Origin of the sequence: Streptomyces sp. NPDC017993 (genome assembly GCF_044328065.1) — a bacterium.
GTDB lineage: Bacteria > Actinomycetota > Actinomycetes > Streptomycetales > Streptomycetaceae > Streptomyces.
Genome location: NZ_JBIRGO010000006.1, coordinates 99,350 through 118,419, shown reverse-complemented (window position 1 = coordinate 118,419; position 19,070 = coordinate 99,350). Strand labels below are relative to the sequence as shown.

Here is a 19,070-nt window from a genome sequence, read left to right as displayed (position 1 = left end):
GGATGTGCGGCACTGGCCCCTTCCCGGCGGACGGGCATGGGCTCGGCCGGTGCCAGCGGTGCCAGCGGTGCCAGCGGTGCCAGCGGTGCCAGCGGTGCCAGCGGCGCAGGGAAACCCCCGTCAGCGAGTGGGCATGGCATCCGGTCCGCGTGCGCCTTGGACCCTTGGCTGAGTTTCTCGTGGGGTGCTCGCCCGGAACAGCGCGCGACACGTGCCCGCGGCGAGACTGCCGGCCCCGGCGCCGCACGACGAGGCTCCGCGGACGATCAGACCGCCGGTCCGGACCGGAACCTGCGGGTCACGATGTACGTCCCCTCAGGTCGCGCAGGGAACGGTCCTCGGGAACCCGGCCCCGCGCCGCAGCGGCCCGCCGGGCCTCCCGCACCTCCTCGGACAGCCTGGCGAGTGCGGCGCACACCGCGCAGTCACCACTCGCGCAGGCGTGGACCGCGTTCACCTCGGTGAGCCGCCCGTCGATGACGTCCAGCGTCCCCAGCAGGTCCCCCAACGTGGTCGTCAGTGCCCTGATCCGGGCGCTCTGTCCGCCGACCTGACGGCGGATGGCCAGTAACCGCGCGAAGTCCTCGCCGGAGACGGCGACCAGCTCCTGCCCGTCGACCACCACCGGCTGTGCCCGAGGCGCGTCAGCCATCGGCCGGGGTCCGTTCTACGGCGGCGGACGAGGCGAAGGCTGCGGCGAGCTCTTCGGCGGTACGGGGACCGGGAGTCCTCTCGTCCAGCAGCCCGTGCGCACGCAGCAGTTGGGCGGTCGCGATGCCCCACGGCAGCCGCAGCCCCGCCTCCCGCAGCAGATCCGTGCGGGCCAGCATCGCGGGCGCGGGGCCGGCCCGCACACCTGCCGGGGTGAGGAGAGCGGCGTCGTCGGCCCAGCGCAGGGCGAGGTCCACGTCATGGGTGGCCATCACCACGGTGGTTCCGCCGTCCCGAAGGGCGTCGAGGGCGGCGAGCAGTCGTTCCTGGCCGTCCGGGTCGAGTCCGGCGGTCGGCTCGTCGAGGATCAGCACCTGGGGCCGCATCGCGACCGCGCCCGCGATCGCGGTCCGCTTGCGCTGTCCGTAGGAGAGGAGATGGGTGGGCCGGTCCGCCAGGGCGCTGATGTCCAGGGCGGCGAGCGCCTCGTCCACCCGGGACCGCACCTCACCATCGGGCAGGCCGAGGTTCAGGGGACCGAACGACACGTCCTGGGCCACGGACGCGGCGAACAACTGGTCGTCCGGGTCCTGCACCACCAGCTGGACCGTCGTACGCAACCGGGTCAGCCCCTTGCGGTCGTACGTGACCGGGAGCCCCTGGACCGTCAACTGACCGTCGCGCGGCCGCAGCCCGCCGCTGAGAAGCCGCATCAGCGTGGTCTTGCCGCTGCCGTTGCGGCCGAGCAGGGCGAGAGCACGGCCTTCGCACACATCGAAGTCGAGTCCCTTGAGCACGGCCGGGCCGTCCTCGTAAGCGAAGGACGCGCCCCGCAGGGCGACCAGCGCGGGTTCGCTCATGACAGCGGCCTTTCCAGGACGAAGGTGAGGGCGGCGACGGCCACGAGCAGCGCGATGCTGCCGACCACGAAGCGGGCGGAGACGCGGGCCTCGGGCACCAGGACCCGCAGGGTGCCGTCGTACCCGCGCCCGGCGAGTCCGGTCTGGAGCCGCGCCGCCCGATCGAAGGCGCGTACGAACGCGGTGGAGCCGAGCCCGGCAAGCGAACGCCAGGTGGCCGCCCGGGTGGTGTGCCCGAGCCGGGCCGCCTGGGCGTCCCGGATCCGGCGCACCGAGTCCAACAGCAGGAAGCTCATGCGGTACGTCACCAGGGCCACGTCCACGACCGGAGCGGGCACCCCCGCCTTCACCAGGCGGGGCAACAGGTCGGACATCGGGGTGGTGAAGGCGAACAGCAGGACGCCGAGCGACGCGGCCGAGGTGCGCAGCAGCAATTGCCCGGCGCGGACCGGCCCGCCGTCGGCGAGGGTCACGAACCCTTCGGGCCCGCCGACCTGGATGATCAGGGTGGCGGCACCGGTGACGCAGAAACCCAGGGGCACCCGGTACGCGCGCCACAGACGACGGCCGGATACGCCCGCCGGGCCCAGCAGCACGGTGAGGGCGGCAACGAGCACCAGGGCGGCGCCGGGCCAGGGCGGCAGCGAGATCGCCAGCACGGTGAGTCCGAGACCGAGCACGGCCTTGTCCACGGGATGGCGGCGGCGCCAGCGACTGCTGTGCGCCGCCGCGTCGATCGGCAGCACGGGGCGGTCAGTCCCCCTGGGCTGCGGATACCCCGGCACCGCTCTCGGCGCCTTCGGCGTTCTGCCGCGACTGTGCGCGCAGCTCGCCCTGGCGGCGTCCGCGCCGCAGGCCGAAGTAGAAGGCGAGGACGCCCGCGCCGATGGCGGCCTGGAGGGCGAACAGCGCCGACTCGATCTCGCCGGACGGCGGCTCGTACAGCGGAGAGAACCAGGGCTTGTAGTCGGGGTCGAGCTCGGTGATCGCCGTCTCGGCCTGCGCGTCGGCGCCCGTGAACGGCTCCTTCTTGTGGTCACCGAGGCCGAGGACCAGCGGCAGGACGGCCAGTGCGGCCACGACCACCAGCAGCAGGGTGTTGATCTTCGCGTTCCTGCTCATCAGGTCACCGCCTCGGTCTCGGTCTCGCTCTTCTCGGCCCGGGCCTGCTTGCCGGCGAGGAACACGCCGAGCCGGGTCAGCTCACCCTTGCTGGACTGCACGAGCAGCCGCATCACGAGCACCGTGAGGAGCCCCTCGCTCACCGCGAGCGGGATCTGGGTGACCGCGAAGATGGTGCCGAACTTGCCGAGCGCGCCCAGGAATCCGCTGCTCGGGTCCGGGAAGGCGAGCGCCAGCTGCACGCTGGTGACGCAGTAGGTGGACAGGTCGGCGACGAAAGCGCCGAAGAACACCGCCACCATCAAAGGCACGGCGAAGCGGCGCAGCAGCTTGTAGACCGCGTACCCGGCCCAGGGCCCGACGATCGCCATCGAGAAGACGTTGGCGCCGAGCGTGGTCAGGCCGCCGTGGGCGAGCAGAAGGGCCTGGAACAGCAGGGTGATGGTGCCGAGCACCGCCATGATCGGCGGGCGGAACAGGATGGCGCCCAGCCCCGTACCGGTGGGGTGGGAGCAGCTCCCCGTCACCGAGGGCAGTTTCAGCGCGGACAGAACAAAGGTGAAGGCCCCGGACGCACCGAGGAGCAGAGTGCTCTCGGGATGCTCCTTGACCTCACGGGTCAGTGACCGGACTCCGTGGACGACGAATGGCGCCGACGCGACGCCCCAGGCGACCGCGTGCGCCGGAGGCAGAAATCCCTCGGCTATGTGCATGGCTCAGCAGACCCTCTCCAGCACCTCGTGGATGGTTGAAGTGCCTTGGCCGGTCTCCTGGCTGACGGGTACCACCGCCCGGACTCCGCCTTCCCGGATCACAAGGACCCAGTGGCTGCCCGCGAGGGCCGGAGTCGGACTTCCCGATTCACAGTGGCGAGGGCCGCACCGGCATCACACCGAATTTCCCGTTCACCAAGGCGTGGTGACAGTAGTGCCAGGTCGGGTGCGGTGACAAGTGGAGCCGGGCGAGGCTCACCCCCTGCATTCGCAGCGGCGGCAGGGGAGCCCGGCTTCTGCGGAAACGGGCTGCCCTGGGATCGGCCTGGCATTCTCGGTGGGGGTCGCTGCCCCCCGTCCGATGACCAAGCTCGATCCGATGTCCACGCCCTCTGTGCGCTCTCCTCGCCCTTCAGCTCGGCAGCGTACGGATCAGCGCATCACGCAGGCGGGTGCGCTCGGTGGACATGAAGCGGTGCAGGTTCCGTGAGGCGAAGGCGATCCGCTGAGCACTCCGGCGGCGCTCCGCGTCGTAGGTGCGCAGGGCGGATGGCAGGGCGGCCGTTCCGTGTGCGGCGACGGCCCGGGTAAGGGCCTCGGCGTCGAGAATCGCGGTGCACGCCCCCTGGCCCAGGTTGGGGGTCATGGCGTGCGCGGCGTCTCCGACCAAGGCGACCTTTCCGTGGTCGACGAAGGCGGGAAGGGCGGGGAACAGATGTCGCATCTCGTAGCGGATCCAGGTGGCCGGGTCGGTCTCGGCGAGTATCCGGGGGATGGGGTCGTGCCAGCCCTCGAACATTCGGCGCAGTTCTTGGGAGGTGGTGGCCTCGGGGACGGTGGCGTACCAGTTGGTGCGGCCGGGCTCGATGGGCGTCATTCCGAAGAACCGGCCAGGGCCCCAGGTTTCGCCGTACATGCCGCTGTCGAAGTCGGCTACACCGATCCAGGCAACGGCCCCGAGACGCCGCGGGCCGCTGCGCCCGCCGCCGGAACATGCGGCACGCACGGCACTGCGGATTCCGTCAGCTCCTACCACCAGGTCATTGTCGGCAAGGAGCGCATGCACATCGCTGACGTTCTCGCCGACCTTGAGCGGGACGTCCCCGAAGGCGCGTAACTCGGCCAGGAGCGCGTCGATCAAATAGGGCCGGGAAATGAGAAGTTCGGGCCGGCCGGCCTTGCGCTCGATCCGCTCCAGCGGAAGACGCGCCATCACCTTCCCTTGCGGGGTACGGATCCGGGCGTTCCGGTAGGGCACCGCCCGGGCGCGGAAGGACTCACCCACTCCGAGGCGGTCGAGCGCGGCCTGAGCGGTGGGATGGATGCCGAAGGCGGTGCCGTACCGCTCGAGTTCCGTCCGGCGCTCCAGAATCGTGACTGCCCAGCCGGCTCGGCGCAGCCCGAGCGCAGTCGCCAGTCCGCCCACTCCCGCCCCCACGACAACCGCACTTCCGGTCATGCCGCCTCCCGTGACGCTTCCGATCCAACGGACCACCACACCTGTGGTACCACGGTTGGGGTACTGTGGGCAAGGAGTCGAGGAGAGAGGGCCTCTGGCAGTGAATCCGGACCGACGGGACCGCCTGCGTGATGCGGCCATCGGCGTACTGGCCGCCGCAGGCGGACGCGGTCTGACGCACCGTGCGGTCGACGCGGCCGCGGACGTACCGCACGGCACGACCAAGAACTACTTCCCGACCCGGGACGCCCTCCTGCGCGCGGTAGCCGAGCGCTGTCTGGAGCAGTACCGCGACACCACCGCACAGATGGCGGCCGCCGGTGCACCGCCCACCGACCGTGAGGGGCTTGTCGGCATGTTCGGGGATCTCCTCCGGAACGTCGTCGGGCCTGGCCGTCCCCGGCTTCTCGCTTACCTGGAGCTACAGGCCGAAGCGGCCCGCAAGCCCTGGCTCTCGGCTGTCCTCGACCCCATCGCGGCCTCCGACTTCGCTGGTCTCGAAACGGCGCAGCGAACCGCCGGCCTTCCCGTCACCCCGCAGCGCGCCGCCGTCGTCACCCTCGCGATGCACGCCGCCATCCCCCACCTGCTGGCTGATGGGCCGGCCACCCTGGCGGCGGCGGGCCTGGGCGACCCCGACCGCTTTGCCCGCGACCTCCTGCAGGCGGTATATCCCGAAGACCGGAAGCTGCCTGGCAATGGAGCTGATGGAGGGTCCTGACATCTCTCACATCTCTCACATCGCTCACATCGGTCTGGGGCAAGTCGTTCTCACACTCCCCAACTGCCCATGACTGGCACGTGACTTCGACATCAAAGGCCTCTCGGGTCAGAAGCGGGCCACCGTATGACCCCGTTGCGCTGGCCGACATGCCGGCGTTCCGCCGATCGACCTGAACCCCCCGACCAGCGACTCGTTCGATCGCTTCAGATGGTCGAGGCTCCTGCGCCGAGCGTGGGTGGACGGCCGTAGTGAGGTTGTGCGGGAGCACGAGCCCGCCTCGCTCTCACGTGGAACATGATCGACCCCACGCGCTCCCCTGACACTCACTCTGAGTGCAGGTACCCGCCCGTTCGGGGTGATTCGTGAGGGCGAGGGAGCCATCGGCCGGGGGGCGGCCCCCTCTCACCGTCAGGGTCGGGATTCTGCTTCGTCAAGGAATTTGGCGACGGCGCTGAACCACCGTTCCGGATCCTCGAGGTGGGGGAGGTGTGAGCACTCAGGCAGGAGGACTAGCTGTGAGTCCGGCATGCCGGCGTCGAGGGTCCGGGAGCATTCCGGGACGAGTTCGCCGTATTCGCCTGCCAGTACCAGGGCCGGCGCGGTGATTTCGGGAAGACGGTCCCGCCGATCCCACGATGCGAGGGAGCCGCTGGGGCTGAGTTCGTCGGGGCCCCACATGTGGGAGTAGACGGGGCTCCCGTCCATGTTCTCCGCCATCTGGAACATCTCCTGCGGCCAGGATTCGAGCCGACACACGTGTCGTTGGTAAAAGGTGATGAGAGCCCCTTGATAAGCAGGGGTGTCTCTCCGGCCGGTGCGATCACCTTCGTCGAGCGCCGCGCGGGATTCCGGCGGTAGCTCACTTCGCAGCCGGAGGAGTCCTTCAGCGGCCTGAGGGATACTCGCGGTCGTGTCGTCGAAAACCAAGGACACGACCCCCGACGGCCGGCCCAGCATGTAATCGATCGCCAGCATGCCGCCCCACGACTGGCCGAAGAGATGTACCCGGTCCAATCCCAGAGCGTCCCGCACTTGCTGAACTTCGGTCGCAAATCGGGCTGGGGTCCACAAGGACGGGTCATCCGGTTTGTCCGACCGGCCACAGCCGAGTTGATCGTAAAGGATCACTTGCCGACCGCCGTCGGTCAGCCGTGCGAGCGAGCTCAGATATTCACAGCCTGCTGCCGGCCCGCCGTGCAGCGCCAGCAAGGGTACGGCGTCCCCTGATCCATGGACTTCGGCGTAGATATTGCCATCTGGTAGCGGCAGGGTGTGGGTCTCCATGAGCACTCAGCACAGGTACCACAACTCAAACGGTGTCAGTGGGCCGCCTCGCCCCATTCGCGTAGGCGGAAGCACAATGGGAGAACGCCGCGCTCTGTCGGTGCACGTCATTCGGGTGTATTCGCAATTGGCGCGGGTTCCGAGCGCACTGACCTCAAAGGTCGGACGCCAAGGTGTCGTAGCGTCACCTGGCCCGCCCCACCGCAGAAAGGAAGATCGAGTGGCCGATCGTGACGCAGGTCCGGGAAACGGCAGCCTCTTCTTCGCCTTCGCCCCGTGGATCATCTTCGACGTGGTCGCCGGCCCAAGTACGTGGGGTTACGCCGCTTTGGCCGGCTTGATCGCATCAGTAGTTCTCACCGTGCCTGATATCCGGCGAGGGCAAGTGAACGTCCTCAACGCGGCGGGGCTCGTCTTCTTCGCCGTCGTATCGATCCTCGCGCTGGTGTGGGATCGCGGTCAGGGAATCTGGCTGGAGGAATACGCCCAGGTGATCTCAAGCGGGCTCATCGCCCTGGTGGCCTTCGCTTCGCTCGCCTTCGACCCCTTCACGGCTCAGTACGCCCGGAAGTCAACACCTGAGCAGGTGTGGGACACACCTCGGTTCAAGAAGGCTAATCGTGTCCTGACACTGCTGTGGGCTTGTGTATTCGCCGTCATTGCCCTCCTCGGGTGGCTCGCGCTGCGTTTCACCTCCGCGGACGACTGGCTGAACTGGGTTATCCCGGTCGCTCTCATCGTCCTCGCGGTCAGGTTCACCCGAGATTACGCTGCGCATCAGCGCGGTTGAGATGCACTGCGTGAGGGCCAGGGGATCAGCCCGGACGGCACGGGCACTCGGGCAGCCGGACACCCGGGATGTCTGAGAGGCCGCCCGGTCTCCGGTGATGCCGCTGGATGCACCGTCAGCCAAGGCTGATGAAGACACCCATGCCTGCGGCGGTCAGCCCGATGAACCAGCCGGTCAAGGAGTTGAGCAGGGCGACCCCGTGCCGACCGTGTGCCAGCGCCCGGCCGGCCTCGTAGCCGCAGAAGCTGAATGCGGTGACGACCCCGCCCAGCAGCATCATCCCGCTGCTCATCCGGTGCAGATAGGCCCATCCCGCCAGCGCGCCGAACAGGAAGCACCCGACGAAATTGAGGACGAAGGGAATCCAGTGCGTAGGGCTACGGAAGAGCGACCGAAGGTACCGTTCGGTCCCGTAGCGCAGCGCCCCGCCGCTCAATCCACCCAGCAGGGTCAGTAGTAGAGACACGGGAAGGCTCCCTCTCGCGAAACGAGCGGTAACGGAGTCACGCTTGAGCGTGCTCTCACGCCGCCACTTGGTGCGGCGCGACGACATCGTGGGCAGGAGGAGGCGGACCGCCGGCCGAAAGCGGAGCCTCCCTCGCGCACCGGTGATTGACCCCCGAAGGTACGTCAGGTGGATAGCGGTGGCAGGGCTCAGGCGGCACATCCGACGTTTCGGCGAACCGCTCCGGCCTGATTCCGCACACTATCCCTTGGTTCCCGGAAGGAAATCCGACCGCGCGTGGGCAGAATTGCGGAATGCCACACGGCAACTCAGACGGAGCAACGGCATCACCCCGTCGGAGTGATTACGCCCTGTCAGCCGGGCTCCGGGTGGCGTGGTGTCCGCAGTCCCACCATGATCAGGCGAAAGCCCCGACGCCGGCACACTGCGCCCTGAATCGCCGAGGAGACGCCGATAAACATGAGCGAACCGGTTGGCAAGCCACAGCTGTTCCGCGAACTCTCCGCGGAATTCCTGGGCACGATGGTACTCATTCTCTTCGGGTGCGGCGTCGTGGCTCAGGTGGTAGCTGGAGGTGCCCTCACAGAGCCGAAGGGTGGACTGGGCGACCACGACAGCATCGCGTGGGCCTGGGGCCTGGGCGTCACCCTCGGCGTGTACGTCGCGGCCCGCCTCAGCGGCGCCCACCTCAATCCGGCCGTGACGCTGGCCCTGGCCACCTTCAAAGGCTTCTCGTGGGCCAAGGTCGTGCCCTACGCCCTCGCCCAGACAGCCGGCGCCTTCGTCGCCGCACTGCTGGTGCGCTGGAACTACACGGAAGTATTGGCCAGGGCTGACCCGACGCACACGATCAAGACGCAGTTCGTCTTTTCCACGCTGCCGGGGAACGGTTCCCTCACGGCCGGAATCCACGAATGGGGCGCCCTCCGAGATCAAGTGATCGGCACCGCCCTGCTGGTGCTTCTCATCTTCGCGATCACCGACCTGCTGAACACGCCGCCCGGCGCCAATCTGGCCCCGTTCATCATCGGCTTGGTCGTGGTCGCCATCGGCATGGCCTGGGGCACCGACGCCGGTTACGCGATCAACCCGGCACGCGACTTCGGCCCCCGACTTGCCAGCTTCATCACCGGCTATGGAGGCGCCTGGCGAGACCAATGGGGGGAGCTGTATTTCTGGGTGCCCATCGTCGGACCATTGGTGGGTGGCGTCCTCGGGGCCGGCGTCTACAAGTTCCTCATCGGCAATTTCCTGCCCACAGCCGAGCCCGAGCCCCCAGGCCGGGTCCCGGCGCCGGAGTCCTGAGCTTCTCCTTCCTGCAGAGCAATCGCGAGCAGGCCCGCCTCTTCGTCCGAAGCGGCGGGCCTGCTCGCGCGTTGGGATTTCCGGCCGCGCGGGGGTGGGTGGGGGTGTGGGGTCAGTAGATGTTCGCTTCCACCGAGGGGCCGTCACCTCGGGTGCTGTTGATCTGGGCTCGCAGGGAGATTTCGTCGTAGATGCGGAATTCCTTTACGATCCGGCCGTCCTGGATCAGGAACTGCGAGACGCCCCACAATGGGCACGGGCTTGTCGGTCAGCCTGCCGAAGTCGGGGGTGCCGCGGCCTCTCACCCGCCACCCGCCAACTCCTCCAGCTCGCGGAGGAGATGCTCCCCGCCCATGTCCAGAGCAACGAGACCTGGGCGTGAGGCAGCCACACGATCGGACGGGCAGGTCCTAGGAGCTGCCCGGGCGATCATGTGACTCGGGAGGCTGCTCCTCGCCCAGCCGATCTCGTTCGATCCCCGGCCCATCGATCCGAGCAGTTGCCGTCACGTGATCGAGGTCTATGCCTTGCAGGCGAGGAGCTGGACCTCTTGGAACTGCCGCTGGTCGGTGGGCTTCGGCTCGATCACCGTGCGGGCTGCCTGACTCAGTCCGTGGTCGCGCAGGAGCGCGGCGAGACTGTCGGGGGACCAGCGGTAGGCCGTTGCCACCGCATGGTCGTAGGTCTGCGTCTCGTGGTGGGGGCCGTCGGTGGCGGGGAAGTCGATCAACAGGTGCCCGCCGGGAGCCAGGACCCGCGCGATCTCGGCCAAGACGGCGGGCACGTCCTGCGGCGGGGTATGGATGACGGACCACCGCGAGAGCACCCCGCCCAGCGTGCCGTCCTCGATGTCCAGTGCGGCCATCGAGCCGACCTCGAACCGAAGTCCGGGGTTCGCCTCGCGAGCGAGCTCGACCATCACGGAGGAGGCGTCAACACCGAAAGCATTCAGGCCCAACCCGTGCAAGTGAGCCGTGACGTAACCCGGTCCACAGCCGAGGTCTGCGACCTCACCGTCGCCGTTTGCCCGTACCAGCTCCGCGAAGGCACGCAGGAGGGCGCGCTCCAGGGGGCGGTCGCGCAGGGAGTCGTGGAACAGCTGCGCGTAGGTGGGTGCGATGGCGTCGTAGGCCTCACGGGTGGCATGCAACGTCGGGAGTTCGGTCACCCAGAGACCGTAGCGGGCGGAGGATGCATGCGCTTCAAGAACGTCTGCCGGAGGACTTGTGCGGCCGATCACACGCGGAGCCAGACGACGAGGGAAGCTGCGGTGACGGTTCCGAGGAGCATGTAGCCGCGTTGTCGTAGCTAGCGGGTGTCCGCGGCCCGCACCACGCTGATCCCGCCCCATGCCTAGGCCAACGATCCGAACCCGCGCCGTCACATGATCGTCCGGACAGCTCCTAGGCGTCCTTGATCTTCGGCATCTCGCCGGACGTCGTCGACATATCGATCACCGCGAACGCCGCGCCCTGCTGGTCCGTCAGGGCGGCGAACCGGCCGAAGGGGCTGTCCATCGGGCCGAAGTGGAGCCGGCCGCCCAGCTTCTGCGTCTTGGAGACCGCCTCGTCGCAGTCCGGGACGCCGAAGTAGACCTGGATGTACGGGGGAATCTCCGGCGGGAACTCGTCGCCCATGTTCATCCGGCCCAGCACCACGTTCTCGGGGCTGCGGCCGCCCACGCTGAAGAGCTTGAAGTCCATGCCCGCGGCCTCGGGGTCATCGCCCATTTCCATCTGCTGGGCCTCGTACGGGAAGACCTTCGGGAGGAACCCGTCCACCTTCCCCACATCCCGGGTGAAGACCTCGGCCCAGGCGTACGAGCCCGGCTCCCCGGTCTTCTCGAAGCCCTTGTGCTCGCCCGGCTGCCAGATGCCGAAGACCGCGCCGCTCGGCTCCTTCGCGATCAGCATCGTGCCGAAGGCGCCGACCTGCATCGGTTCCATCAGCAACTCGCCGCCCGCCGACTTGATCTTCTCGGCGGTGGCCGCCGCGTCGGGCGACGCGAAGTACAGACACCACTGCGACGGAGCCTCTCCGCCGGGCGCCGGCGGGACCACGGCCGCGACCGCCTTGCCGTCGGAGTAGGCCTGTGTGTAGTTGCCGTACTCGGTGGACGACTCGCCGAAGGTCCAGCCCAGCACGTCCGAGTAGAAGGTCTTGGCGGCCTCCACGTCGTCGAACATCGCGTCCGCCCAGCACGGGGCGCCTTCCGGGTAATCAGTCATGTTCGATCGACTCCTGTGTCGTGTACGACGGAGTGCCCGTCTCGCCGCCGGGACGAGAAGGTCCGGGCGGTACGGAAGCGACGGTCTCGTTGGTGCGTCTGCGCGACGACAGCCTCACGATCCGCGGTAGCGCTCTATGGGAAGATCATTTCTATTCTGGCACAAAAGGGGCGATCGGACAGGTCAGCCAACCGGCGGAAGCCGAGCAGTTGGCTGTCGTCACTCCTCCTGGTCGTCTCCTGCACGTCGCGGCACGACCGCTACGGGGCAGTGGGAGTGATGCAGCAGCGTGTGGGTCACGCGCCCCAGGCCCGAGCGCACGTTGTCGGATCGCCGTGCACCCAGGACAAGCAGGTCGGTGTGACGACTGGCCTCGACGAGGACCGCGGCGGCGGATCTGCCCGTTTCCACGTCCGCGGTGATGTCGAGACGGGGGAATTCGGCACGGAGACCGGAAACCAGAGCCGCTTCGACGTCGTCACGCCTGCGCGCGACCGCAGCGACGTCGTCGGGCGTGGTGTCCTCGGGGCCGACGTGGGAGAGATGCTTTTGGACGCTCAGCAACCGGAGGGAGGCTTTGCGGACCTGGGCTTCTCGAGCGGCTCGGGCCAGCCAGGCGGCGTCGGTCGGCCCGTGGACCGCGGCCGTGACCAGTCCGGTCTCCGGCCGTTCGATCTCGTCGCGCACCACGATGACCGGCACGGCGCTTCCTGCGGCCACACCGAGGCTCACGGAACCCAGCTTGAGCGATCGGAAGCCGCCGCGGCCTCGGCTGCCGATGACGATGGTGTCCTTCGGTCCGGCCGATGTGTGGAGGGCTGCCACGGGCTCCTTGAAACTCAGCTCCTCGGTCACGGTGAGACCGGGGAAGCGCTGCTGTACGGCGGACAGGGTTTCGAGCAGCAGGGACCGTCCCGAGCTGCGAATGCGCTCGACCGTCTCGAACGACGCGAACCGCGTCAGCCGGTCGAGGTCCGCCCCGAGCACGACCAGCAGCGGCAGCTGGTGCCGATCGGCCTCATCCGCCGCCCAAAGGGCGGCTGACCTGGCACGTTGTGAATCATCGATGCCTACGACGATCTTTTTGGACTTCGGGCCAACGGGAGTGTCGGTGTCCATCTGGTCTCCTCGGGCCGTCGATCGGTCGCACACCCCCACGCTCCCATCGTCGAACTGACGGCGGCAGGGCCACGAAGGCCCCCGATAGGGCCGAATGACCCTGGTGCCGCCAGGACCTGCGGGAGGTGCGCCGTTCGGCCTCGGGCCGTCAGCGGCATGCGCCGGCCGGGTGAGGTCCGGGGCGGAAGGCCGCGCCCGGTGCTGTCAGGGCACCGGACGCGGCTCGGGGGCGCCGCCCCACCGCGTAGTGCGGCAGGGGCCGGGATGTCAGACGAAGGCGCTCTCGCCGGTGATGGCCTTGCCGACGATGAGGGTGTTCATCTCGCGGGTGCCCTCGAAGGAGTAGATGGCCTCGGCGTCGGCGAAGAAACGGGCGACGTCGTAGTCGAGAACGATTCCGTTGCCGCCGAATATCTCCCGGCTCCAGGCCACGACCTCGCGCATCCGGGCGGTGACGAAGGCCTTGGCCAGGGAGGAGTGTTCGTCGCGGAAGATCCCGGCGTCCTGCAGACGGGCCAGCTGGACGAGCATGCCCCAGGAGGCGGTGATGTTGCCCAGGCTCTTGACGAGGAGGTCCTGCACGAGCTGGAAACGGGCGATCGGGCGGCCGAACTGCCGGCGCTCCTTGGCGTAGGCGAGCGCGAGTTCATATGCGCCGATCATGACGCCGAGGGCCTGCCAGGCGACGCCGCTGCGGGTGGCGCGCAGGATCTCCGCGACATCGCGGAACGAGTCCACCCGCTGGAGGCGGTCGGCCTCCGGGACGCGGACGTCGGTCAGGGTGAGATCGGCGTTCTCGACGATACGGAAGGCCGTCTTGTTCTCGATCTTCGCGGCCGAGAAGCCGGGGGTGCCCCGCTCCACCACGAAGCCCTTGACCTTGTTGTCGGCCTCGTCGCGCGCCCAGACGATGACCAGATCGGCGAAGGTGCCGTTGCCGATCCAGCGCTTGGCGCCGTTGAGGATCCAGTGGTCGCCGGCCCGTCGGGCGGTGGTGCGCATCCCGCCCGCCACATCGGAGCCGCCGAGGGGCTCGGTCATGGCGAAGGCGCCGATCTTGTCGAGGGCGGCCATCGCGGGCAGCCAGCGGTCGCGCTGCTCCTGGTCGCCGCCGCGGTAGATGCTGTACATGGCCAGTCCGTTGTGGACGCCGAAGAAGGTCGCGGACGAGGCGTCGGTGCGGGTGTACTCCATGGAGAGCATGCCGACCAGCAGGTTGCTCCCGGCGGGCAGCGGGTCGCCGTACCCCTCGTACGGGACGCCGGCGAGGCCGAGCCCACGGAACCTGTCGATCAGTTCGCGGGGGAACTCCCCCTTGGCCCAGGCGTCGTTGACCAGCGGCTTCACCTCGGTGCGCATGAAGTCACGGGCCTGCAGGAGCAGCTTGCGCTCGTCGTTGGGCAGCAGGTTCTCGTAGGCGTAGAAGTCGGCGGTGAGACCGTCGGTCGCTTCGTTCTCCTGATGGGTGGCGGTCATGACCGGGTCTCCTCGTTCTGGTTGTTGTTGGTGCCGGCGTTGTTCAGGGCGCCGAGGACGGCGAGCTGCTTGCGGTCGCGCTCCTGGCTGAGGTCGCGGTACGAGCGGGAGCCGTAAGCGTCCTCCACGGCCCTGATGAGCCGTTCGGTCTGTTCGGGGTTCTGCTCGGGACGGCCGAGGGAGTCCCACATCGTCTGCATCGACGGGCCGATGTGCTCGGCCATGTGCCGGTAGCCGCCGGGGCCGCCGCCCAGGTGGGCGCCGAGAAAGGGGCCCACGGTCGACCAGCGCAGACCGAGCGAGTTCACCATGATCGCGTCGAGCTCGGTCGGGCCGACCACACCCTGTTCCACCAGGTGGATCGCCTCACGGCTGAGTGCGTTCTGCAGGCGGTTGCCGACGAAGCCGGGGATTTCCTTGCGTTCCACCACCGGGATCCGGCCGACCGAGCGGTAGAAGTCCACCGCCCGGTTGACGGAGTCCTCGCGGGTGCGTGGGCCGGGCACGACTTCCACCAGCGGCACGAGGTGCGGCGGGTTGAAGGGATGGCCGATCAGGACGCGTCCGGCGTCGTCGAGCTCCTCGGTGAACGCGCTGGAGGGGATGGCGGAGGAGGAGCTCAACAGGAGTGCGTGGGAGGGGGCTTCACGGATCAGGGTGGCGAAGAGCTCCCGCTTGAAGGCGGCGTTCTCCGGGCCGTTCTCCTGGACGACATCGGCGTGGCGGACGGCCTCGGTGACGTCGCCGGCCAGGTGGACCCGGCCGGCGAGGCCGTCGGTGTCGAGTCCCTGCCGGGCCAGCTGAGGGGCGGCCTCGGCCAGCGCCGCATCGACGGCTTCGGCGAGATCGGGGCGCGGATCGGTGACCCGCACCTGAAGTCCGTGCCCGGCGAAGAGGGCGGCCCACGAGAGTCCTATGGTCCCGGCGCCGATCACGGCCACGGTGGTAGGTGTGTTGCTCATGGCAGATGCTTCTTTCCGTGCGCGGCTTCAGCGCGCGAGGTAGTCGTGCACCGGCTCGACCGGCGCCAGCGTGAGGTCGGTGAGGAGGTGGCTCGCCGAGACGATCTCGCGGACCGGAAGGTCGGCCAGCGGGGCCAGCGCATGCGCACCCAGCTGCAACCGTGCGGGGCCGGTCCAGGCTCCCTTGACGACCACATCGCTGATCCGGGTGCGGACCAACTGGGCCACCTGAGGCGTTCCGTCGTAGCCCGGCACCAGCTTGAGCATGTAGGTCGGCACGGTGATCTGCGCGGCTGCTTCGGCGGGGTCCAGCTCATGGTGCTTGTAGCCCATCGTGGCGGTCGCCACGCGGACGGTGCCGTAGTCCAGGACGCCGACGAGCGCACCGTGGTCCACGTAGAGGGCGGGCGACCCGACGGTCTTCGGGTAGGCACTCGCCTCGCGCCCGGAGACGGTGGCCGCGAAGTTGTCGAGGTACATGGCGTGCAGGTACTCGCCCCGCTCCCCTTCGTGGCGGACCGGGATCGCCTGGCCGGATTCGGTGTACGGCCCGTAGCCGGTGACGTCGCCCATCCGCATCACCTCGAAGCGGACGAGCGGCTCGTCGATCTCCAGCGGCTCGGGGACCACCGCGCGCAGCGCGTCGTAGTCGGTGCGGTAGACGATGTTGAGGTATTCGCGGTGGGTGAAGCGCGGTACGACGGGGGGATACGCCGGGTTGATCAGCGGGGTGGCGTGGTGCCGGACGATGTCCTGTTGCTGCATGGGGTGCTCCTCCTACTTGCCCTGCCAGACGGGGGCGCGGCGCTCGGCGAAGGCCGTCATGCCTTCGCGTACGTCGGCCGACGCGGCGAGGGCGGCCATCTCGCCGCGTTGGGCGGCGAAGGCGTCCGGCTCGGGAGTGCCGTCGGAGGCGTGGGCGATCTTCTTCACGGCTGCGAGGGCGAGCGGGGCGTTCGCCGCGAGCTGTGCGGCCAACTCCAGTGCCGTCGTGACCGTTTCGCCGGCCGGTACGACCCGGTTGGCGATCCCGAGCCGGCCGGCCTGCTGACCGGAGACCGGCTCTCCGGTCAGCAGCAGTTCCATGGCCAGGTGGTAGGGAATCCGCTTGGGCAGCCGGATCGCCCCGCCGCCGGCCGCGATGAGGCCGCGCTTGACCTCCGGCAGGCCGAACCGGGCATCGTCCGCGGCGACGACGAGGTCGCAGGCCAGGGCGAGTTCGAAGCCGCCGCCCATGGCCCAGCCCTCGACGGCGGCGATCAGCGGCTTGGGCGTCACGGTCTCGGTCAGTCCGCCGAAGCCGCGGCCCGGGATCTCCGGCGATTCACCGGCCAGTGCGGCCTTGAGGTCCATCCCGGCGCTGAATGTGCCTCCCGCGCCGGTGAGGATGCCGACCCGCAGCGTCGCATCGTCCGCCAACTCGTCCAGTGCGCGGGCGAGTTGGGCTGCCACGGAAGCGTTGACCGCGTTTCGGGCACGGGGCCTGTCGAGGGTGATGAGGAGAGAGGTGCCGATCCTCTCGGTGCGGACGTCGGGGGTGGGGTCCGCGAGGCGGCGTTGGGCAGGGGTGGTGTCCGGTGTGCTGGGCATGGCCCGCGTCCTTTGTCGTTCGGGGTGTGGTGGGGAGAGCGGTGAGGTGGCGGGTCGTCAGCTGCGGGCCGCCGCGAGCTCGTCGAAGACCTCGTCGGTGTGCTGGCCGGGCAGCGGGGCGAGCCGCCGGACCGAGCCGGGAGTGGCGGAGTAGCGCACGGGGATGCCGACCGAACGGATCGGGCCCTCGCTCGGGTGCTCGACCACGTCGAGGAGGTGGCCGTCGCGGACGTAGGGGTCGTCGGCGGCCCGGTCGAGTTCCAGCACCGGCGCCATGGGGACGCTTTGCTTGGCGCAGATCTCTTCCCACTCCGTGGTGGTCAGGCCCGGAGCGCACCGGGCCACCAGCTCCAAAAGTGGGTCGACATCGGCGTCCTCGATGGCCGGGCCCGCCACTCGCGGGTCCTCGGCGAGGTCGAGGCGGCCGGCCGCGGTGAAGACGTCACGGAAGTTCTGCGGGGTGTACGGCATGATGCAGGCGAGCCCGTCGGCCGTGGCCACGGCCCGGTGGCCGCGCTTCATCGACAGGGGGAAACCGGTGTCGCCCTCCGCCGGCTCGTAGACATGGCCGGACAGATGCTCGACGAGGTTGAAGGCGAGGAGGGTGTCCGTCATGGGGACTTCGATGTGCTGGCCTCGGCCGGTGCGGTCGCGGTGCACCATCGCGGCGAGCACCGCGTAGACGATGGTCAGCGCGGCGACCTTGTCACCGATGATCGTCGGGAGATAGACGGGCCGGCCCAGCGCACGGTTGGCCACGTCCACCAGACCGGAGGACGCCTGCACCGTTTCGTCGTAGGCGGCGTGGCCCGCGCGGTCGGAGTCGCTGCGAAAGCCCTGGGCGTGGGCGTAGACCAGGCCGGGGTGGCGATCGGCGAGGTCTGCGTAGGTCAGTCCGAGCCGGGCCAGGGCACCGGGGCGCATATTGGTGATCAGCACGTCGGCGGTGCCGATGAGCGCCAGCGCGCGCTCACGGTCCGCGTCGTCCTTGAGGTTCAGGGAGACGCTGCGCTTGTTGCGGTTGACGTTCAGGTTGAGCGGCGTCATTCCGGGCGTGGTGCGGTACAGGCCCGACCGTACGGTGTCCGACGGGGACTCGATCTTGATGACGTCGGCGCCGAGATCTCCGAGGATCTGGGCCGCGTAGGGGCCCATCACCACCGTGGACAGATCGATCACCCGTACCCCGTCGAGCGGGCCGTTGGCGCTGTCGGTCGTGCCGTTCATCGTTGCTCCTGCGGAAGTAGCTGTACTGCGAATGTTTCTGTCTTCGACGTTAGGCGAGAAGCCGCGGAATGAGAACGATCAAGAAACGAAGAAGGGCATGACCACAGTGGTCATGCCCTTCTTCGTTCGGGTTTGTGTTGGGCGAGATCAGGCGAAGAGTTCCTCGGCGAAGATGCGTCGCGCCGCGCTGACGAGCTCTTCGAGGTCGCCGCCGGACTCCGCCCGGACCTTGCGGTAGAGCAGACCGGTGGCCAGTTCGGGCTGGAAATCCACCACCGGCAGCACCTTCACGTTCTCCAGCCGGTAGAGATGCATCGGGCTGTCCGGGGACAGCATCGTCATGGAAAAGGCGAGACCACCCGATACCAGTTCCGACGTTCCCGCGTAATCGGAGCTGTTGATGCGAATTCTCTTGCGCAGTCCCGCGGAATTCAGTCGCGCATCGATTTCATCGAAGTACGCGGGCATGGCCTCGGGGGCGGTGGCAACATAGGGGAGTTGCTTCAGCTCTTCCAGGGTGACCGAATCCCGGCCTTCGAACCGGTCGGCGGGGACCGCGGCCCCGAGCCGTTCGCGCATGACCTCGATGACGCCGAGCGAGGGGTCGGCGACCGGCAGCCGGGCCAGTGCGAGGGCCAGCCGGCCTTCTCGGACCGCCTCGGCGAGGCTTGTGGAGCGGCCGGGCCAGCGCTTGAGCTCGTAGGTCTCCTCGCAGGCTTCGGCCAGCTCCCGGACCCGCGCGCGGAGGTCGGGATGCACTCCGGAGGGCATCCCGATGAGCAGGGTGATGCGCTGTGGCCGGACGGCCTCCCGTAGCCGCCAGGGAATGGAGTTGACGCGTTCGACGACGTCGCGTGCCATCGGCAGCAACGCGGCACCGGCCGGGGTCAGCTCGACGTGATGCGTGGTGCGGTCGAAGAGTGTCTGGTCCAGCTCGCGCTCAAGGTCCTTGATCCGCTGGCTCAGGGGAGAGGCCGCCATATGCAACTTGCGCGCCGCTTGGGAAAAATTCAACTCTTCGGCAACCGCTACGAAGTAGCGCAAGTGCAGCATGTCCACACGTTCACACTACCCGGGGCCGATGCCGCTTTCCG

Annotated in this window: 21 protein-coding genes and 1 riboswitch; of the genes, 3 read left to right on the top strand and 18 right to left on the bottom strand. The window is 68.8% G+C overall.

What is annotated here, in order from left to right; genetic code table 11:
• Positions 1 to 298: 298 nt before the first annotated feature.
• The 6 genes from ACH4FH_RS12450 to ACH4FH_RS12425 all read right to left on the bottom strand — a co-directional run bounded on the left by ACH4FH_RS12450 (position 299) and on the right by ACH4FH_RS12425 (position 4,805).
• Entirely contained in the window at positions 299 to 652 is a 354-nt protein-coding gene (locus tag ACH4FH_RS12450; RefSeq protein ID WP_398555756.1) for a hypothetical protein, read from the bottom strand.
• Positions 645 to 1,511: an energy-coupling factor ABC transporter ATP-binding protein gene (locus ACH4FH_RS12445; RefSeq protein ID WP_398555755.1), complete on the bottom strand. Its 867-nt coding sequence runs from the start codon at positions 1,509 to 1,511 to the stop codon at positions 645 to 647. The genes ACH4FH_RS12450 and ACH4FH_RS12445 overlap by 8 nt, the downstream gene beginning before the upstream one ends.
• Complete coding sequence (cbiQ, locus tag ACH4FH_RS12440) at positions 1,508 to 2,257, bottom strand: cobalt ECF transporter T component CbiQ (protein ID WP_398555754.1); 750 nt, start codon at positions 2,255 to 2,257, stop codon at positions 1,508 to 1,510. The genes ACH4FH_RS12445 and cbiQ overlap by 4 nt, the downstream gene beginning before the upstream one ends.
• Positions 2,258 to 2,264: 7 nt before the next feature.
• Positions 2,265 to 2,633 carry an energy-coupling factor ABC transporter substrate-binding protein gene (locus tag ACH4FH_RS12435; protein ID WP_398555753.1) on the bottom strand — a complete coding sequence of 123 codons (369 nt, stop codon included), beginning with the start codon at positions 2,631 to 2,633 and terminating at the stop codon, positions 2,265 to 2,267.
• Complete coding sequence (locus ACH4FH_RS12430; protein ID WP_398555752.1) at positions 2,633 to 3,346, bottom strand: energy-coupling factor ABC transporter permease; 714 nt, start codon at positions 3,344 to 3,346, stop codon at positions 2,633 to 2,635. The genes ACH4FH_RS12435 and ACH4FH_RS12430 overlap by 1 nt, the downstream gene beginning before the upstream one ends.
• Before the next feature lie 29 nt (positions 3,347 to 3,375).
• A riboswitch (cobalamin riboswitch) is annotated at positions 3,376 to 3,583 on the bottom strand.
• A 175-nt stretch (positions 3,584 to 3,758) separates the two neighbouring features.
• Complete coding sequence (locus tag ACH4FH_RS12425; protein ID WP_398555751.1) at positions 3,759 to 4,805, bottom strand: FAD-dependent oxidoreductase; 1,047 nt, start codon at positions 4,803 to 4,805, stop codon at positions 3,759 to 3,761.
• Positions 4,806 to 4,905: 100 nt separating this feature from the next.
• Here ACH4FH_RS12425 and ACH4FH_RS12420 point away from each other — a divergent pair, with 100 nt between their 5' ends.
• Complete coding sequence (locus ACH4FH_RS12420; RefSeq protein ID WP_398555750.1) at positions 4,906 to 5,526, top strand: TetR/AcrR family transcriptional regulator; 621 nt, start codon at positions 4,906 to 4,908, stop codon at positions 5,524 to 5,526.
• A 411-nt stretch (positions 5,527 to 5,937) separates the two neighbouring features.
• Here the strand turns inward: ACH4FH_RS12420 and ACH4FH_RS12415 are convergent, their stop codons facing one another.
• Positions 5,938 to 6,813, bottom strand: a complete 876-nt coding sequence (locus ACH4FH_RS12415) for a proline iminopeptidase-family hydrolase (RefSeq protein ID WP_398555749.1) — start codon at positions 6,811 to 6,813, stop codon at positions 5,938 to 5,940.
• 220 nt (positions 6,814 to 7,033) lie between these two features.
• On the opposite strand from ACH4FH_RS12415, the gene ACH4FH_RS12410 reads away from it, so the two are divergent.
• Positions 7,034 to 7,603: a hypothetical protein gene (locus ACH4FH_RS12410; protein WP_398555748.1), complete on the top strand. Its 570-nt coding sequence runs from the start codon at positions 7,034 to 7,036 to the stop codon at positions 7,601 to 7,603.
• A 115-nt stretch (positions 7,604 to 7,718) separates the two neighbouring features.
• Here the strand turns inward: ACH4FH_RS12410 and ACH4FH_RS12405 are convergent, their stop codons facing one another.
• Entirely contained in the window at positions 7,719 to 8,069 is a 351-nt protein-coding gene (locus ACH4FH_RS12405; protein ID WP_398555747.1) for a CrcB family protein, read from the bottom strand.
• A gap of 459 nt (positions 8,070 to 8,528) precedes the next feature.
• On the opposite strand from ACH4FH_RS12405, the gene ACH4FH_RS12400 reads away from it, so the two are divergent.
• Positions 8,529 to 9,374, top strand: coding sequence for an MIP/aquaporin family protein (locus ACH4FH_RS12400; RefSeq protein ID WP_398555746.1), 846 nt, complete (start codon positions 8,529 to 8,531; stop codon positions 9,372 to 9,374).
• Positions 9,375 to 9,486: 112 nt separating this feature from the next.
• Here the strand turns inward: ACH4FH_RS12400 and ACH4FH_RS12395 are convergent, their stop codons facing one another.
• The 10 genes from ACH4FH_RS12395 to ACH4FH_RS12350 form a co-directional block, all read right to left on the bottom strand.
• Positions 9,487 to 9,624, bottom strand: a complete 138-nt coding sequence (locus tag ACH4FH_RS12395; RefSeq protein WP_398555745.1) for a hypothetical protein — start codon at positions 9,622 to 9,624, stop codon at positions 9,487 to 9,489.
• Positions 9,625 to 9,894: 270 nt separating this feature from the next.
• Positions 9,895 to 10,542 (bottom strand): class I SAM-dependent DNA methyltransferase, encoded by a 648-nt coding sequence (locus ACH4FH_RS12390; RefSeq protein ID WP_398555744.1) that lies wholly within the window; start codon positions 10,540 to 10,542, stop codon positions 9,895 to 9,897.
• 235 nt (positions 10,543 to 10,777) lie between these two features.
• A complete protein-coding gene (locus ACH4FH_RS12385; RefSeq protein WP_398555743.1) occupies positions 10,778 to 11,602 on the bottom strand; it encodes a VOC family protein in 825 nt (274 codons plus the stop codon).
• 219 nt (positions 11,603 to 11,821) lie between these two features.
• Complete coding sequence (locus ACH4FH_RS12380; RefSeq protein WP_398555742.1) at positions 11,822 to 12,721, bottom strand: universal stress protein; 900 nt, start codon at positions 12,719 to 12,721, stop codon at positions 11,822 to 11,824.
• A 267-nt stretch (positions 12,722 to 12,988) separates the two neighbouring features.
• On the bottom strand, positions 12,989 to 14,197 hold the full coding sequence (locus tag ACH4FH_RS12375) for an acyl-CoA dehydrogenase family protein (protein ID WP_398555741.1): 1,209 nt from the start codon (positions 14,195 to 14,197) through the stop codon (positions 12,989 to 12,991).
• The gene (locus ACH4FH_RS12370; RefSeq protein ID WP_398555740.1) at positions 14,194 to 15,159 is read right to left on the bottom strand and encodes a 3-hydroxyacyl-CoA dehydrogenase NAD-binding domain-containing protein; all 966 of its coding nucleotides are present in this window, start codon (positions 15,157 to 15,159) and stop codon (positions 14,194 to 14,196) included. The genes ACH4FH_RS12375 and ACH4FH_RS12370 overlap by 4 nt, the downstream gene beginning before the upstream one ends.
• A gap of 27 nt (positions 15,160 to 15,186) precedes the next feature.
• Positions 15,187 to 15,924, bottom strand: a complete 738-nt coding sequence (locus tag ACH4FH_RS12365; protein WP_398555739.1) for an acetoacetate decarboxylase — start codon at positions 15,922 to 15,924, stop codon at positions 15,187 to 15,189.
• 12 nt (positions 15,925 to 15,936) lie between these two features.
• Positions 15,937 to 16,749 carry a crotonase/enoyl-CoA hydratase family protein gene (locus tag ACH4FH_RS12360; protein ID WP_398555738.1) on the bottom strand — a complete coding sequence of 271 codons (813 nt, stop codon included), beginning with the start codon at positions 16,747 to 16,749 and terminating at the stop codon, positions 15,937 to 15,939.
• Positions 16,750 to 16,806: 57 nt separating this feature from the next.
• Positions 16,807 to 17,976, bottom strand: coding sequence for a CaiB/BaiF CoA transferase family protein (locus ACH4FH_RS12355; RefSeq protein ID WP_398555737.1), 1,170 nt, complete (start codon positions 17,974 to 17,976; stop codon positions 16,807 to 16,809).
• Between the two features lie 147 nt (positions 17,977 to 18,123).
• The gene (locus ACH4FH_RS12350; RefSeq protein ID WP_398556061.1) at positions 18,124 to 19,029 is read right to left on the bottom strand and encodes a LysR family transcriptional regulator; all 906 of its coding nucleotides are present in this window, start codon (positions 19,027 to 19,029) and stop codon (positions 18,124 to 18,126) included.
• Between the last annotated feature and the right edge of the window lie 41 nt (positions 19,030 to 19,070).